Annotated in this window: 10 protein-coding genes; 8 read left to right on the forward strand and 2 right to left on the reverse strand. The window is 64.1% G+C overall.

From position 1 onward, the window contains the following. Window positions 1-39: 39 nt before the first annotated feature. Window positions 40-288 carry a hypothetical protein gene (locus JOF56_RS26295; RefSeq protein WP_209642177.1) on the reverse strand — a complete coding sequence of 83 codons (249 nt, stop codon included), beginning with the start codon at window positions 286-288 and terminating at the stop codon, window positions 40-42. 200 nt (window positions 289-488) lie between these two features. Further along, window positions 489-1,517: a LacI family DNA-binding transcriptional regulator gene (locus JOF56_RS26300; RefSeq protein WP_209648490.1), complete on the reverse strand. Its 1,029-nt coding sequence runs from the start codon at window positions 1,515-1,517 to the stop codon at window positions 489-491. A gap of 209 nt (window positions 1,518-1,726) precedes the next feature. Between JOF56_RS26300 and JOF56_RS26305 the strand changes: the two genes are divergently transcribed. From JOF56_RS26305 to JOF56_RS26340, 8 genes are all read left to right on the forward strand, one after another. Next, window positions 1,727-4,084, forward strand: a complete 2,358-nt coding sequence (locus tag JOF56_RS26305; RefSeq protein ID WP_209642178.1) for a beta-xylosidase/alpha-l-arabinosidase — start codon at window positions 1,727-1,729, stop codon at window positions 4,082-4,084. After that, window positions 4,081-5,055, forward strand: a complete 975-nt coding sequence (locus tag JOF56_RS26310; RefSeq protein WP_209642179.1) for an ABC transporter permease — start codon at window positions 4,081-4,083, stop codon at window positions 5,053-5,055. The genes JOF56_RS26305 and JOF56_RS26310 overlap by 4 nt, the downstream gene beginning before the upstream one ends. Then, complete coding sequence (locus JOF56_RS26315; RefSeq protein WP_307855264.1) at window positions 5,049-5,990, forward strand: carbohydrate ABC transporter permease; 942 nt, start codon at window positions 5,049-5,051, stop codon at window positions 5,988-5,990. Before JOF56_RS26310 ends, JOF56_RS26315 begins: the two co-directional genes overlap by 7 nt. Window positions 5,991-6,022: 32 nt before the next feature. Then, the gene (locus tag JOF56_RS26320; RefSeq protein ID WP_245378408.1) at window positions 6,023-7,654 is read left to right on the forward strand and encodes an ABC transporter substrate-binding protein; all 1,632 of its coding nucleotides are present in this window, start codon (window positions 6,023-6,025) and stop codon (window positions 7,652-7,654) included. 367 nt (window positions 7,655-8,021) lie between these two features. Then, a complete protein-coding gene (locus JOF56_RS26325) occupies window positions 8,022-9,527 on the forward strand; it encodes a GH39 family glycosyl hydrolase (protein WP_307855265.1) in 1,506 nt (501 codons plus the stop codon). A 2-nt stretch (window positions 9,528-9,529) separates the two neighbouring features. Continuing rightward, complete coding sequence (locus tag JOF56_RS26330; RefSeq protein ID WP_209642182.1) at window positions 9,530-10,216, forward strand: DUF624 domain-containing protein; 687 nt, start codon at window positions 9,530-9,532, stop codon at window positions 10,214-10,216. Then, window positions 10,213-12,234 carry a beta-galactosidase gene (locus JOF56_RS26335; protein WP_209642183.1) on the forward strand — a complete coding sequence of 674 codons (2,022 nt, stop codon included), beginning with the start codon at window positions 10,213-10,215 and terminating at the stop codon, window positions 12,232-12,234. The genes JOF56_RS26330 and JOF56_RS26335 overlap by 4 nt, the downstream gene beginning before the upstream one ends. After that, a complete protein-coding gene (locus JOF56_RS26340) occupies window positions 12,231-14,129 on the forward strand; it encodes an alpha-glucuronidase (RefSeq protein ID WP_209642184.1) in 1,899 nt (632 codons plus the stop codon). Before JOF56_RS26335 ends, JOF56_RS26340 begins: the two co-directional genes overlap by 4 nt. Window positions 14,130-14,157: the final 28 nt, after the last annotated feature.

A 14,157-nucleotide genomic window follows, 5' to 3' on the forward strand; every position in this document is an offset into this window, starting at 1 on the left:
TTTGGGACAGTGTTGTCGTGGATACCCGTTCGGGCTTCTTCACATCGCGGCCTGCTCTCCGGGTTCCTTTCGCTCCCCGTCGGAGCGCGTCCTGCGCAGGGCCTGTGCTTCCCGGTGAAGGACCTGCCGGACGAGTACGCCGGATACACGCTCACCAAGGCCGACGCCGCCGGCCACAATGGAAAGGACTCCGCGGCCGACACGACCACTGGCTGCACCCGTCCGGCTGAACTGGGCCCGGGCCATCGGGAGGACTTCACGCTCGATGCCGGTTACGTCGGTGGCCACGAGCCACCTGCCCCGCCCAAGCCGGGGTGGCTGTCGCACACGGGTGCGGCCGTCGGGGGCCTGATCACACTTGGCGGTTCTGCTCCTGGGCGGAGGTGGCGTGCTGATCTTCGCCAGCCGCCGCCGTCACGTCAGGGAGTAGGTCCTGGATTCGGTGAAGGCCACCTCGGGCAGTTTCGAGGTGGCCTTCACCGGCAGGGTCAGGCGCGAGGCGCGCTTGTGCTCGCTCGCACGATCAGTTCGGTGGCGAGGTCGATCCGTTCGTTGGCCGGGCGTTCGCCGTTCGCCAGGGTGAACACCATCTGGGCGGCCGTGGTCGCCATCTCGCGCAACGGCTGGCGCACGGTGGTCAACGGCGGGCCGATCCATTCGGTGACCGGCAGGTCGTCGTAGCCCACGATGGACAGATCGTCCGGAATGGACAGACCCAGTTCACGTGCCGCGCGCATGACCCCGAGCGCCTGGAAATCCGATCCGGCGAAGATGGCTGTCGGCCGGTCCGCGCGCCTGAGCAGGTCGAGCCCGTGGCTGTACCCGCCGTGCACGTAGAAGTCGCCGTAGCGCACGAAATCCGGGGCGATCGCGACGCTCGCCTCCTCCAGTGCGCTGCGGTAGCCGTCGACTCTGGCCCGGCTGCACAGCATGTCGGTCGGCCCGGAGATGACCGCGATCCGGCGGTGCCCGAGGCTGAGCAGGTGGCGGGTGGCCGCCAGGCCGCCTGCCCAGTTCGCCGACCCGACCGTGGGTACGCCTGGTGGCTGTTCTCCTGCTGTGTCAACGAGAACGAACGGGATGTTGCGCGTGGTCAACTGGTGGCGCTGTTCGGCGTCCAGCTCGGCCAGGACCAGGATGACGCCAAGAGGGCGGCGGGCGAGCAGGTCTTCGAACCACTCCCGGCGTGGCCGGTGCTCACCGCCGAGCTCGGACAGCACGACCGCCGCGCGTTGGGTGGCGGCCGCCTGCTCGACCCCACGGATGATCTCGGTTGCCCATGCGGAGTGCATTTCGTGGAAGACGAGGTCGATCAAGGCCGGCCGGGATGACTGGCGTGCCCGCCTGCGACGGTACTGGTGCTGCTCGATGACGCTTTCGACCCGGGCACGAGTGTCTGGGGCAACGTGCGGCCTGCCGTTGAGCACCTTCGAGACGGTCGGGATCGACACGCCCGCCTCGGCCGCGATCGACGCGATGGAGACCTGGCCTTTCCGCTCGCCGGGCTCCGATGACATGGTCACAACGCCCCCTCTTTCCTAAAGTTTCGGGCGCTGGGCGTAGGTCTTTCGATGTTGTGACGCCAGCGGATTCGTGTGGGCCCGGGAAAACTAGATGTTGACGCAGTGTGTTGATGAGCTTACGGTCTCACAGACCGGGCCGTCTATCGGAACGTGTTGCGATAGTTTCGGCTCTCACGAGGACGTGAAGCGGAGGCGCCTGCTCGATGACGAACGGGACGACGAACGCCCAGCCGGCAGTTCCTGTCTGGCGTGACGTGCGCCTGCCGGTCGACGAGCGGGTGGACGCGCTCATCGCCGCGATGACGCTCCGCGAGAAGCTCGCCCAACTGGTGGGGGTGTGGGTGGGCGCCGATCCGTCGGGCGCGGGGGTCGCCCCGCACCAGTCGGACATGACCGAAGAGCCCGTGATCTGGGCCGATGTGATCGCCTCCGGACTCGGCCAGCTCACCCGCCCGTTCGGTACCAAACCGGTCGGCCCGGCGGCCGGGGCGCGCTCGCTCGCGGCGTCGCAGGAACAGGTGGTCGCCGCCGGCAGATTCGGCATTCCGGCTCTGGTCCATGAGGAATGCCTGGCAGGTTTCGCCGCGTGGCAGGCCACCGCCTACCCGGTTCCACTCGCGTGGGGCGCTGGTTTCGATCCCGGGCTGGTGGCCGAGATGGCCACGCTGATCGGCAGTTCGATGCGGGCCGCCGGGGTGCACCAGGGCTTGGCGCCCGTTCTGGACGTCACGCGTGACTACCGCTGGGGCCGTGTCGAGGAGACCATCGGCGAGGACCCTTATCTCGTTGGCACAGTCGGTACTGCCTACGTGCAGGGTTTGCAGGAGTCAGGCATTGTGGCCACCCTCAAGCATTTGGCGGGGTATTCGGCGTCGCGAGCCGGGCGCAACCACGCGCCGGTGTCGATGGGATCGCGCGAGCTCGCGGATGTGATCCTGCCGCCGTTCGAGATGGCGGTCCGGGATGGGCACGTGCGGTCGGTCATGCATTCGTACTCGGAGATCGACGGTGTGCCGTCCGCGGCCGATCCCCGGCTGCTCACCGAACTGCTGCGGGGGACCTGGGGTTTCGAGGGAACCCTTGTCTCCGACTACTTCGCGGTCAAGTTCCTGCAGACTTTGCACGGGGTGGCCGAGGACGAGGCCGACGCAGCCGCGCTCGCGCTCGCCGCGGGCGTCGATGTCGAACTTCCCACTGTGTGTTGCTATGGCGCGCCGCTGCTGGATGCCGTCACGCGCGGCGATATCGACGAAAAGCTGGTCAACCGGGCAGCGCGACGTGTGCTCCGGCAGAAGATCGAGCTCGGCCTGCTGGACCCGGGCTGGACGCCGCTGCCTGACGGCGTTGACGATCTGGAACTGGACACGGCGCCAGCGCGCGAGGTCGCGCTCAAGCTAGCGCGGGAGTCAGTGATTCTATTGTCCAATAAGGACGCGATTCTTCCGCTGAGACCAGGAGCGAAGGTCGCGGTTATCGGTCCGTTGGCGGACGATCCGATGGCGATGCTCGGCTGTTATTCGTTCCCCGCGCACATCGGCGTGCACCATCCCGAGGCTGGTCTGGGCCTGGAGATCCCGACGGTGCTCTCGGCGCTGCGTGCGGCTCTCGGCTCGCAGAACGTCAGCTATGCCCGCGGTTGCGAGGTCATGGGAACAGGGCAGGAGGGCTTCGGTGAAGCCGTCCAAGCGGCCACGGAAGCTGATGTCTGCGTTGTCGCGGTGGGTGACATCGCTGGCCTGTTCGGGCGTGGGACGTCAGGGGAGGGGTGCGACGCGACCGATCTCGTGTTACCTGGTGTCCAGGAGGATCTTGTCCGGTTCCTGGTCGCGGCCGGGACGCCCGTGGTGCTGCTGTTGCTCACCGGCCGGCCATACGCCATTGGCGATCTGGCGACTCGTGCGGCCGCGACCGTGCAGACCTTCTTCCCTGGACAGCTGGGCGGCCAGGCGATCGCCGACGTCCTGACCGGCGTGGTCGCGCCGTCCGGGCGGCTGCCGGTCAGCATCCCGGCCCATCCATCCGGTCAGCCTGGGACTTACCTGTCGGCTCCGCTGGGGCATCGCAGCGGTGTGTCCAATGTAGATCCAACGTCGCCGTTCCCGTTTGGACATGGACTCGGCTACGAGACGTTCGAATGGTCGCAACCGCGTCACAGCGACGAGGACTGGAACACCAACGGCGAGATCGAGATCGAACTGGACGTGCACAACCCTGGTTCCCAGGCCGGTGCGGACGTCGTCCAGCTGTACCTGCACGACCCGGTTGCGCAGGTCACCCGTCCGGTCGTGCGGCTCGTGGGGTACGCCAAGGTCCGGCTGGACGGCCACGCGACCGCCACAATCACCTTCCGGGTCCCGGCTGACGTGACGTCCTTCACCGGCATCGGCGGCCAACGCGTGGTCGAGCCAGGCTCGGTGCAATTGCGTGTGTCTCGGTCCAGTGCCGACGTGCATTCCACAGTGGACCTCAAGCTGGCCGGGCCGTTGCGGGAGGTTGACCACACCAGGCAGTGGGTGACCACAACCGTTGTCACGCAGCACGAGGAGGTGCCGCGCAGATGACGATCACAGTCCGGGAGCCGGGCCCGGGTGTGGACGAACCTGTGGCAAGGCCCGTGAAAACGCGGAAGCGCCGCACCTGGCGTAAGGCACTGAAGCGGGACTGGCAGCTCTACACGCTCGCGCTCGCGCCGCTCGCGTTCTTCCTCGTCTTCCGTTACCTGCCGATGGCCGGCAACGTCATCGCGTTCCGCAAGTTCGTGCCGGGCGGGGACCTGTTCGGCGAGACCTGGGTGGGCCTGCGCTACTTCAAGATGTTCATCGTGGACCCGAACTTCTGGCACGTGTTCGGCAACACGCTCATTCTGGGTGCGCTGACCCTGCTGTTCTGCTTCCCGCTGCCGATCGTGCTCGCGTTGCTGCTCAACGAGGTCCGCTCGCGGTACTTCAAGCGGTTCGTCCAGACGGTGTCCTACCTGCCGCACTTCATCTCGTTGGTGATCGTGGCCGGCATGGTGATGCAGCTGACCTCGGTGGAGGGCACGGTCAACCAGATCGTGAAGGCCTTCGGCGCCGGCCCGGTCTCGTTCATCCAGGAGCCGGACTGGTTCCGCACGATCTATGTGTCCTCGGAGGTCTGGCAGACGGTCGGCTGGGGCACGATCCTGTATCTGGCCGCGCTCACCACAATCGACACAGAACTGTACGAGGCGGCCAGGATCGACGGCGCCAACCGCTGGCAGCAGACGTGGCACATCACGCTGCCCGGCATCCGCCCGACCATGGTCACGCTGCTGATCCTGAACACCGGCACGTTCATGGCGGTGGGGTTCGAGAAGATCCTGTTGCTGTACAACCCGCTGACCTACCCGACAGCGGACGTGATCTCGACGTATCTGTACCGGGTCGGCCTGGTGTCCAACAACTTCAGCTACGCCGCGGCGATCGGCCTGTTCGAGTCGGTCATCGGACTGGCGCTGATCCTGTCCGCGAACGCGATCTCGCGCCGAACAGTGGGGACAAGCCTGTGGTGACCACCGACCCCAAGAGCCTCGCGGCCCGGCTCGACAGGCCGGTGCAGCCTCGGCGTTCGGCACTGATGAAGGACTCCCGTGGCTACAAGGTCTTCCGCGCGGTCAACGTCGTCGTGCTGCTCGCCGTGGTCGTGGTGACGCTGTACCCGTTCGTCAACATCGTGGCGCAGTCGTTCAGCAGCGAGGACTACATCAGTACCGGGCAGGTGAACCTGTGGCCACGCGGGTTCAATGTGGACACATACAAGCTGGTGGTGTCCGACGAGGCCTTCTGGAACAGCTATTTCAACACAGTTCTCTACACGGTGACGGCCACGGCGATCTCGATCGTGCTGACCACGATCTACGCCTACGTGTTGTCGAAGCACCATCTCAAAGGGCGTGGCCTGCTCGTGGGCATCGCGGTGTTCACGATGTTCTTCAACGGCGGCCTGATCCCGAACTACGTGCTGATCAACAACCTCGGGATGACCAACACGATCTGGGCGGTCGTGCTGCCGAACGCGATCAGCGTGTTCAACCTGCTGGTGATGAAGTCCTTCTTCGAGAGCCTGCCCAAGGAACTGGAGGAGGCCGCCGCGATCGACGGGCTGAGCAGCTACGGGATCCTGCTGCGGATCGTGCTCCCGTTGTCCAAGGCCGTGCTCGCGACGATGATCCTGTTCTACGCGGTCGCGAACTGGAACTCGTGGTTCTCCGCGTTCCTCTACCTCGACCGGGCGGACATGTTCCCGGTGACGGTGTACCTGCGGAACCTGATCTACGGTGCCACTTCCGCGACATCCGTCGGTGCCGTGGAGACCGACTCCGTGCACATCTCGGCCAACATCAAGGCGGTGACGATGGTGCTCACAGTGCTGCCGATCGTCATGGTCTACCCGTTCATCCAGCGCTATTTCGTGTCCGGCGTGATGCTCGGCGCGGTCAAGCAGTAGCGCGCCGCACGTTGACGACTGAGGAGAGCATGATGAGGAAATGCAAGCGCGTGCTGCTGGCCCTCGCGGCCGGCAGCCTCGTCGCCGGGTTAACGGCGTGCAGCGACGACGGTTCGGCGGAAAGCGGCGTCAATCTCGACGGCAAACGGGTCGCGGCCATGTCGGACTACAAGGCGGGAAGCCAGTTCAAGGCGACCGAACCGATCAATGTCAGCCTGCTCTACCTCGACCAGGCGCACTACCCGATCAAGAACGACTGGCTGCTGTGGTCGGAGATCACCAAGCGCACCAACGTGAAAATCGAGCCGACGGTCGTGCCCTACAGCGACTACGACCAGAAGCGCGGCCTGCTCATCAGCTCAGGCAACGCGCCGATGATCATCTCCAAGACCTACCCCGGTCAGGAGGAGGCCTTTGTCGCCTCCGGCGCGATCCTCCCGGTCAGCGACTACATCGACCTGATGCCCAACCTCAAGGACAAGATCGAGAAGTGGAAGCTGCAGCCCGAACTCAACACGCTGCGCCAGGACGACGGCAAGTTCTATGTCCTGCCCGGCGTACTTGAGACAGTCCAGCCGGACTACACGGTGGCGTTCCGTACCGACGAACTGACCCGCCTGGGCCTGTCCGCCCCGAAAACCTGGGACGAGTTCTACACAGTGCTGAAGGCGATCAAGGCCGCGCACCCGGACGTCTACCCGTTCTCCGACCGCTTCGAAGGCAAGAGCATCCTCAATCAAGTAGGACAGGGCTTCGGCACATACGGCGGAGACAACTGGGGCTACGTCAAGAACATCAGCTGGAACGAGAACAAGCAGTCCTTCGACTTCACCGGCACAACCCCGGAGTACAGGCAGCTCATAGAGTATTTCCACAAGCTGGTGGCCGAAGGCCTGATGGACCCGGAGAGCTTCACCCAGAAGGATGACCAGGCCAAACAGAAGTTCGCCAGCGGCAAATCCTACGCGATCAGCAGCAACGCGCAGAACATAGCCAACGACTACCGGCCCAACATCACCAAGATCCCTGGCGCCACAGTGGCCAAGATCCGCGTCCCAGCCGGCCCCAAGGGCGACATCATGAGGGGAACGCGGATGGACAACGGCCTGATGATCTCGGCCAAAGCCCTGCAGAACGACAAGTTCGTCGCGATGATGCAGTTCATCGACTGGCTCTGGTACTCCCCCGAAGGCATGGAGTTCGCAAAATGGGGAGTCCCAGGCGTCACCTACGACAAGGACGCAGCAGGCAAACGAACCCTCAAGTCCGACATAGCCTTCGGCGGCATGAACGCAGGCGCCCCCAAAAATCTGCAGAGAGACTTCGGCTTCCAAGGCGGAGTCTTCGCCTACGGCGGAAGCACAGAGCTGTACAGGTCGATGTACACCCCCGAAGAGGTGACGTTCCAAGAAGAAATGGCCTCAAAAAAGGTGGTCCCACTCCCGCCGCCCGCCCCCTTCAACGAAGCCGAACGCGAGAAAGCCACCCTCTGGGAAGCCCCACTGAAGGACTACGTCCAACAGAACACCCTCCAGTTCATCCTAGGCAAGCGCGACCTGTCCACCTGGGACGCCTACGTAAAAGAACTGGACTCAAAGGGAATGCCTCAATACATGGAAATGGTCAACGGCGCACACAAGCGCTACAAAGAAAAGAACGGCTGAAAAGGAAAGCCGGGCCGGTCGCACTCCCGCCGCCAGAGCGACCGGCCCCAGCCCCCGCCTCACCACGAAAGCCAGCCACAGACAGGGCCCCGTCGCGTGAACACAGACACGAGACAGATCACCGACACCAAAACCCGACGGCTCCAGTCAGCGGCCCTGAGCGGGACGCGAGCCCGGTTGCCGAGTTTGAAGGTCTGGCGTGCCGGGTTGGTGGCCCTGGTGGCGAACCTGGTCCTGGTTGCTGGGAAGAAGCGGACTGTGGATAACGAGATTTGTGAGTGGTGCCGTTCGTACGGTTGGGCCAGGTCGAAGCGGGTTCGTCCGGTGGGAAGCCGGGAGGCCCTGGTAGATGTGGAGTGTATTGCCTGTGAGCGAGATTCTGTCTGACTCCTGGCGTTACTGTGTGGGCACGGGAAGGCTGAACCTTGCCCTGCGTGCGGACTACCTTGAGTCGCTGGCGATGATGCAGAAGGATATCGGCTTCCGGTATGTCCGCGGTCATGGGCTGTTGTCCGACGACATGGGGGTGTACCGGCAGTCTGTTGTGGACAGCAAGGCGCATGTGCGGTACTCGTTCACCTATGTGGACCAGGTTTTCGACCGGTTCCTGGAGCTGGGGATCCGGCCGTTCGTCGAGCTTGGGTTCATGCCGACGGCGCTTGCCTCGGGGCCGGAGACGGTCTTCTGGTGGAAGGGGAACATCACGCCGCCGCGGGACTGGGGTGAGTGGGCGGCGCTGGTGAGTGCTGTGGTTCGGCATCTTGTCGATCGGTATGGGATCGAGGAGGTGCGGACGTGGCCGATCGAGGTGTGGAATGAGCCGAACCTGCCGCAGTTCTGGAAGAACGCTGACCAAAAGGCGTATTTTCGGCTCTACGAGACCAGTGCCCGAGCTGTCAAGGATGTGGACGCGCAGTTGCAGGTCGGTGGTCCGTCGCTGTCGCCGGGTGCGGACGAGTGGTGGGAGCCGTTCGCGGAGTTTGTGGCCCGGCGCGATGTGCCGGTCGACTTTGTGAGCAGGCATGCCTACGCGTCTGGCCCAGCGCAGCATGTGCCGTTCGGCACCTACCAAACGCTTGCTTCGCCTCAGTCTCTTCTGGACCAGTTCGCGGCACCTCGGAAATATCTGGCGAGCACGGCACTCGCCTCGTTGCCTGTGCATATCACAGAGTTCAACAGTTCCTACCGACCGGACAACGCGATCCACGATACTGCCTACCAGGCTGCGTACCTGGCTCCTGTGCTTGTCGGCGGTGCGGACCTGGTCGACTCCTACTCCTACTGGACGTTCTGCGATGTCTTCGAAGAGGAGAACGTGCCGACCTCGGTGTTCCACGGCGGTTTCGGTCTGCTGACCCACCGGCAGATCCCGAAACCCGCGTATCACCTCTACACGTTCATGGCACGGATGGGCAGCCAGGTCCTTGCACGCGGCGACGACCATCTCGTCTGCGAAGATGACAACGGCCGAGTCACGGTCCTTGCGTGGCAACCGGTTGGCGGAACTGACGCTCCAGACGCGGAGGACCGGCACAGCGTGAAGCTGTCGGTCCCGATGTCTGGCCCGCGTGCGTTCGTTCGCCGGGAGCGCGTGAACGAGCACGACGGCAACGCGTTCGCAGCCTGGCGTGAGCTCGGACGGCCGCGTTCGCCTGACACGAAGACGTTCGATCTGCTGAGGGACTGTGCCCGGCCGGTGGCCTCTCATCAAAGCCTGTCCATAGTGGATGGAATGGTCGCGCTGGATCTTGTGCTCGCGAGGCATGAGGTGACGTTTGTGGAGGTGCTGCCAGTGCACACCGAAGAGCATGCCGGGTTGGACGACCGGCGGTTGCTGGGTGTCTCGGATGACCGGCTCGTGGCGAGGTGGTGACCGTGCCGGCTCGATCTGATCCGGCGTCCGAGATCGGCTCCGGGTTTCTGTCCCGCGTCGCCTCGGTCGTGTACTGGTTCGTGGCCATTGAAGGGTTGTTGCTGCTGACCGCCGGTCCTGGACTGGTGCTGATTGTGTTCCTGGCCGGGGGAACGGGAAACGCGCTGCTCATCGGATTGTGCTTCGTGCCGGTGGCGCCTGCCTTGTCGGCTGCTGTCTTCGCGTGGCGGGTGTTCCTCACTGATCGGGATCTGTCTCCGGCCGGGCACTTCTGGCGTGGGTACCGGCTCAACTGGCTGGATGCCCTGCGTTGGTGGCTACCAGCCTTGCTGTTGCTCACGGTCATCGGCTTCACGCTGGCGAACATGGGCCTGGCCGGTGTGCCCACCGGGTACGGCCTCATGCTGATCGTGATCGCGATAGGCGTCTTGGTCTGGTCCTCGCACGCATTGGTGCTGTCATCGACGCTGTCGTTGCGCACCCGGGACATCGCGAGGCTTGCTGCCTACTATCTCGCGGCAAGTCCGGCTAGATCGCTAGGCGTGTTGTCGCTTCTGGTGTGCTCTGGCGGAATCGTCTACCTCGGGTCGGACTGGATGCTCGTCGCGCTCGCCTCTCCCATGACCCTCGCCCTGCTGCGCAATGCCGAGCCGGTGTTGCGGGACGCCACCGAAAGGTTCACCGCATGAAGTCCATCGGCTATGGCGGCGACTACAACCCTGAGCAGTGGCCTCGGGAAGTGTGGGATCAGGACTACGCCGCGTTCGAGCTGGCGAACATCAACACACTGACAGTCGGCGTGTTCGCGTGGGCGCACTTGCAACCCGCGGAGGACCGGTACGACTTCACCATGCTGGACGCGACAGTGGAACGCGCGGCAGCCGAAGGCAAGAACATCGTGCTTGCTACACCCAGCGGGGCCATGCCACCGTGGCTGGCCCACAAGTATCCCGAAGCATGCCGGGTGGACTTCGAGGGACGACGGCACGTGTACGGCCAGCGGCACAACGCGTGTCCGTCCAATCCAGACTTCCGCAGGCTCGCGGTCGAGCTGGCCGACAAGTTGGCGCAACGGTACGGAGACATTCCGGCGATCGTCGCATGGCACGTCGGCAACGAGTACGGCGGCGCGTGCTATTGCCCGCAGTGCGCTGCCGCGTTTCGTGACTGGCTGAAGAAGCGTTATGACGGCTTCGACCGGCTCAACGCCGCGTGGAACACCACATTCTGGTCGCACACGTTCACAGACTGGGACCAGATCCAGCCGCCGACAGCGCTCTCCGAGCACTGGCGCGGCCCAGGCCACACGGCGTTCCAAGGTATCACCTTGGACTACAAGCGGTTCATGTCCGACGCGTTGCTCGATGGGTTCGTGGCGGAGAAGGCGGCGATTCGCGGGCACGTCCCGCACACCCCGGTGACGACCAACTTCATGGGGCTGTACCAGCCGATCGACTACCACCGCTGGGCATCGCATCTGGACTTCGTTTCGTGGGACAACTATCCACCCGAAGATCCGTCAGCGTCCCGTACCGCCGCACGGATGGCCTTGGCGCATGGGCTGGTGCGCGGACTTCGCGGCGGAGACCCTTTCTGGGTGATGGAACAGACTCCGTCAGTGACCGCGTGCCGCGATGTCAACTCGGTCAAACGACCGGGCGTATTGCGGTTGTGGTCGTGGCAGTCGGTTGCGCATGGGGCCGACGCGGTCCTGTACTTCCAGATGCGTCAGGCTCGTGGAGCTTGCGAGAAGTACCACGGCGCCGTGCTGGACCATGCGGGGCGCACCGACACCCGCGTATTCCGGGAAGTCGCAGCGTTGGGCGGGGAGTTCCATCAGGTCGGCGACATGTTGCTGGGCGCCCGCACACCGGCTCGTGTGGCGCTGCTGGTTGACTGGGACAGTTGGTGGGCTTTGGAAATGTCCGATGGTCCAAACCGCAACGTCGGGTACATCAATGTTCTGACGGCTTACCACCGCACCCTGTGGCAGGCAAACGCTTTGGTCGATGTTGTCCCCGTGACCGCGGATCTCTCCGGATATGACGTCGTTGTCGCCCCATTGCTGCATATGGTCAAGGGAGACTTCGCGGACCGGGTGACCGCGCTCGTCGAGAGTGGCGGTTCTTTCGTGACCACAGCGCTTTCCGGCCGGGTCGACGAGGACGACAACGCTTTCCTCGTCGACGTCCCCGGTCCATTCGCTGCATTGCTCGGCCTTCGCGTCGAGGAAACTGACGCCCAGCAACCCGATGTGACCAACCCGGTGACCCTCGCCGATGGGCGCGTGTCCGATTCCAGGCATGTCTTCGAGGTGATCATCCCCGACGAGGCCACGGAAGTACACGGCACCTATAGCGCCGACTTCTACGCTGGTACCCCCGCAGTCACCAGGGCTCGGCGAGGGCAGGGAAGTGCTTGGTATGTCGGGACTCTCCTCGATGACGACGGAGTGGAAGCGATCATCCGTACGGTACTTGACGAACACGACCTGACAGGTCCGCTCGCTGATGTCCGAGATGTCGAGGCGGTCGAACGCGTCTCCCCGGATGGGACTCGATACCTGTTCGTCCTCAATCACACAGGCGCAACCCGCGTCACAAGGTCCCCTGTGGATGGAGATGACCTGCTCAGCGGCCGGGATCTGAGCGCAGGGGACGAGTTGGTGCTCGAACCGGCGGATGTTCTCGTGGTTCGTTGCCGATGATGTCTACAGTGGATCCGGCCTGGTTGCCGGCATTCGTGTTCCGATCCGTCGGTGCTCGCCGCGTGCGGATTGTCGGTGACGGCCTGCTCGTGGACACAGTGCGCGGGGAGGTTGCGGCCGCGGGCGGCGTGTTGGTGTCTGAAGGGCCGGTGGATCTTGACCTCGTGTGCGAGGGTGACGTGGGGGAGAAGTTCACTGTCGAGCGTTCCGGGACGACCACGACCGTCCGTGCGACCGGCGGTGCTGGCCTGCTCTACGGCTTTCATCATGTTGTCCGGCAGGGAGAAGCAGCTTTTTCAGGTGTTCTGGCGCCGCAACGGCACGCGCCGCGTCAGCCGATCCGTATGCTCGACCACTGGGACAACATCGACGTTCACCCTGTGATGGGGCAGGTCGAGCGCGGGTACGCAGGCGGTTCCATCTTCTATGACAACGGCGTCGTGCGGACAGATCTCACCCGGGTCGGTGCATACGCACGGCTGCTCGGATCAATCGGGATCAATCGGGTGGGCCTGAACAATGTCAATGTCCATCGCACCGAGGCACGGCTGCTCACCGATCTGTTGCCCGACGTGGCCCGGCTCGCCGATGTTTTCCGGCCGCACGGGATCAGGGTGCATCTTTCGGTGAGTTTTGCCGCGCCGATGACACTCGGCGGCCTGCCCACGGCCGATCCTCTCGATCCGGCCGTCCAGGACTGGTGGGCCCGGACCACGGCCGAGGTCTATGCCGCGATCCCCGATTTCGGTGGCTACATCGTCAAGGCGGACTCCGAGGGGCAGCCGGGGCCGTTCGCCTACGATCGCAACCATGCCGATGGCGCGAATCTTCTAGCGCGAGCGCTTGCTCCGTTCGGCGGTATCGTGTTCTGGCGCGCGTTCGTCTACAACCATCGCCAGGATTGGCGCGACAGGTCGACCGATCGCGCTCGGGCCGCGTACGACCACTTCGTCCCGCTGGACGGGACCTTCGACGAGAATGTCGTGCTGCAGGTGAAGTTCGGGCCGATCGACTTCCAGGCCCGTGAGCCGGTCTCACCTGTGCTCAGCGCGATGCCGCAGACCCGGCTGGCGGTCGAACTGCAGGTGACGCAGGAGTACACCGGGCAGCAGAAACATGTGTGCTACCTGGTTCCGCAGTGGAGCGAGGTCCTCAATTCGTGCACTGTGGACGGAATAGTCGCGGTGTCCAATGTAGGCGAGGACGAGTTCTGGACTGGACACCCATTGGCACAGGCGAACTTGTATGGCTTTGGCCGGTTGGCGTGGGACGAACGGTTGACGCCGGAGCAGGTGCTCGACGAGTGGATCACCCTGACGTTCGAGAATGCGCAGACCGTGCGCAAGGCATTGCACGAACTGATGGACGACTCGTGGCATACGTACGAGCGATACACAGCTCCGCTGGGCATCGGGTTCATGGTCCGCACTGGAACCCACTACGGCCCGGACATCGACGGCTACGAGTACTCCCCTTGGGGGACCTACCATTTCGCTGACCGTGACGGCGTCGGTGTGGACCGCACGCGAGCGACCGGAACCGGCTTCACCGGTCAGTATCCGAAGCCATGGTGTGACATCTACGAATCACTCGACATGTGCCCGGACGAACTGCTGCTGTTCTTCCATCACGTGCCCTACACCCATGTCCTGCACTCGGGAATCACTGTCATCCAGCACATCTACGACAGCCACTTCGCCGGTCGCGACGAAGTGGCACACATGACCGAAATCTGGGCCACCCTTGAAGGGGACGTCCCAGCGGCGACATTCGACCGGGTCACCGGCCTGCTCAACGAGCAGTTACGGTGCGCGACCGAATGGCGGGATCAGGTGAACACCTACTTCTGGCGGAAGTCCGGCATCCCCGACGTCCATGGCCGCCGAATCCACTGATCGTGCGGCTTTCGGTTCGTTACGAAAA

It is taken from the genome of Kibdelosporangium banguiense (assembly GCF_017876405.1).
Taxonomy (GTDB): Bacteria; Actinomycetota; Actinomycetes; order Mycobacteriales; family Pseudonocardiaceae; genus Kibdelosporangium; species Kibdelosporangium banguiense.

Bases quoted from the DNA above. Each gene is read 5' to 3' on its own strand.
- JOF56_RS26300 (WP_209648490.1), bottom strand. From the start codon at position 1,517: ATGTCATCGGAGCCCGGCGAGCGGAAAGGCCAGGTCTCCATCGCGTCG.
- JOF56_RS26305 (WP_209642178.1), top strand. From the start codon at position 1,727: ATGACGAACGGGACGACGAACGCCCAGCCGGCAGTTCCTGTCTGGCGT.
- JOF56_RS26310 (WP_209642179.1), top strand. From the start codon at position 4,081: ATGACGATCACAGTCCGGGAGCCGGGCCCGGGTGTGGACGAACCTGTG.
- JOF56_RS26320 (WP_245378408.1), top strand. From the start codon at position 6,023: ATGAGGAAATGCAAGCGCGTGCTGCTGGCCCTCGCGGCCGGCAGCCTC.
- JOF56_RS26335 (WP_209642183.1), top strand. From the start codon at position 10,213: ATGAAGTCCATCGGCTATGGCGGCGACTACAACCCTGAGCAGTGGCCT.
- JOF56_RS26340 (WP_209642184.1), top strand. From the start codon at position 12,231: ATGATGTCTACAGTGGATCCGGCCTGGTTGCCGGCATTCGTGTTCCGA.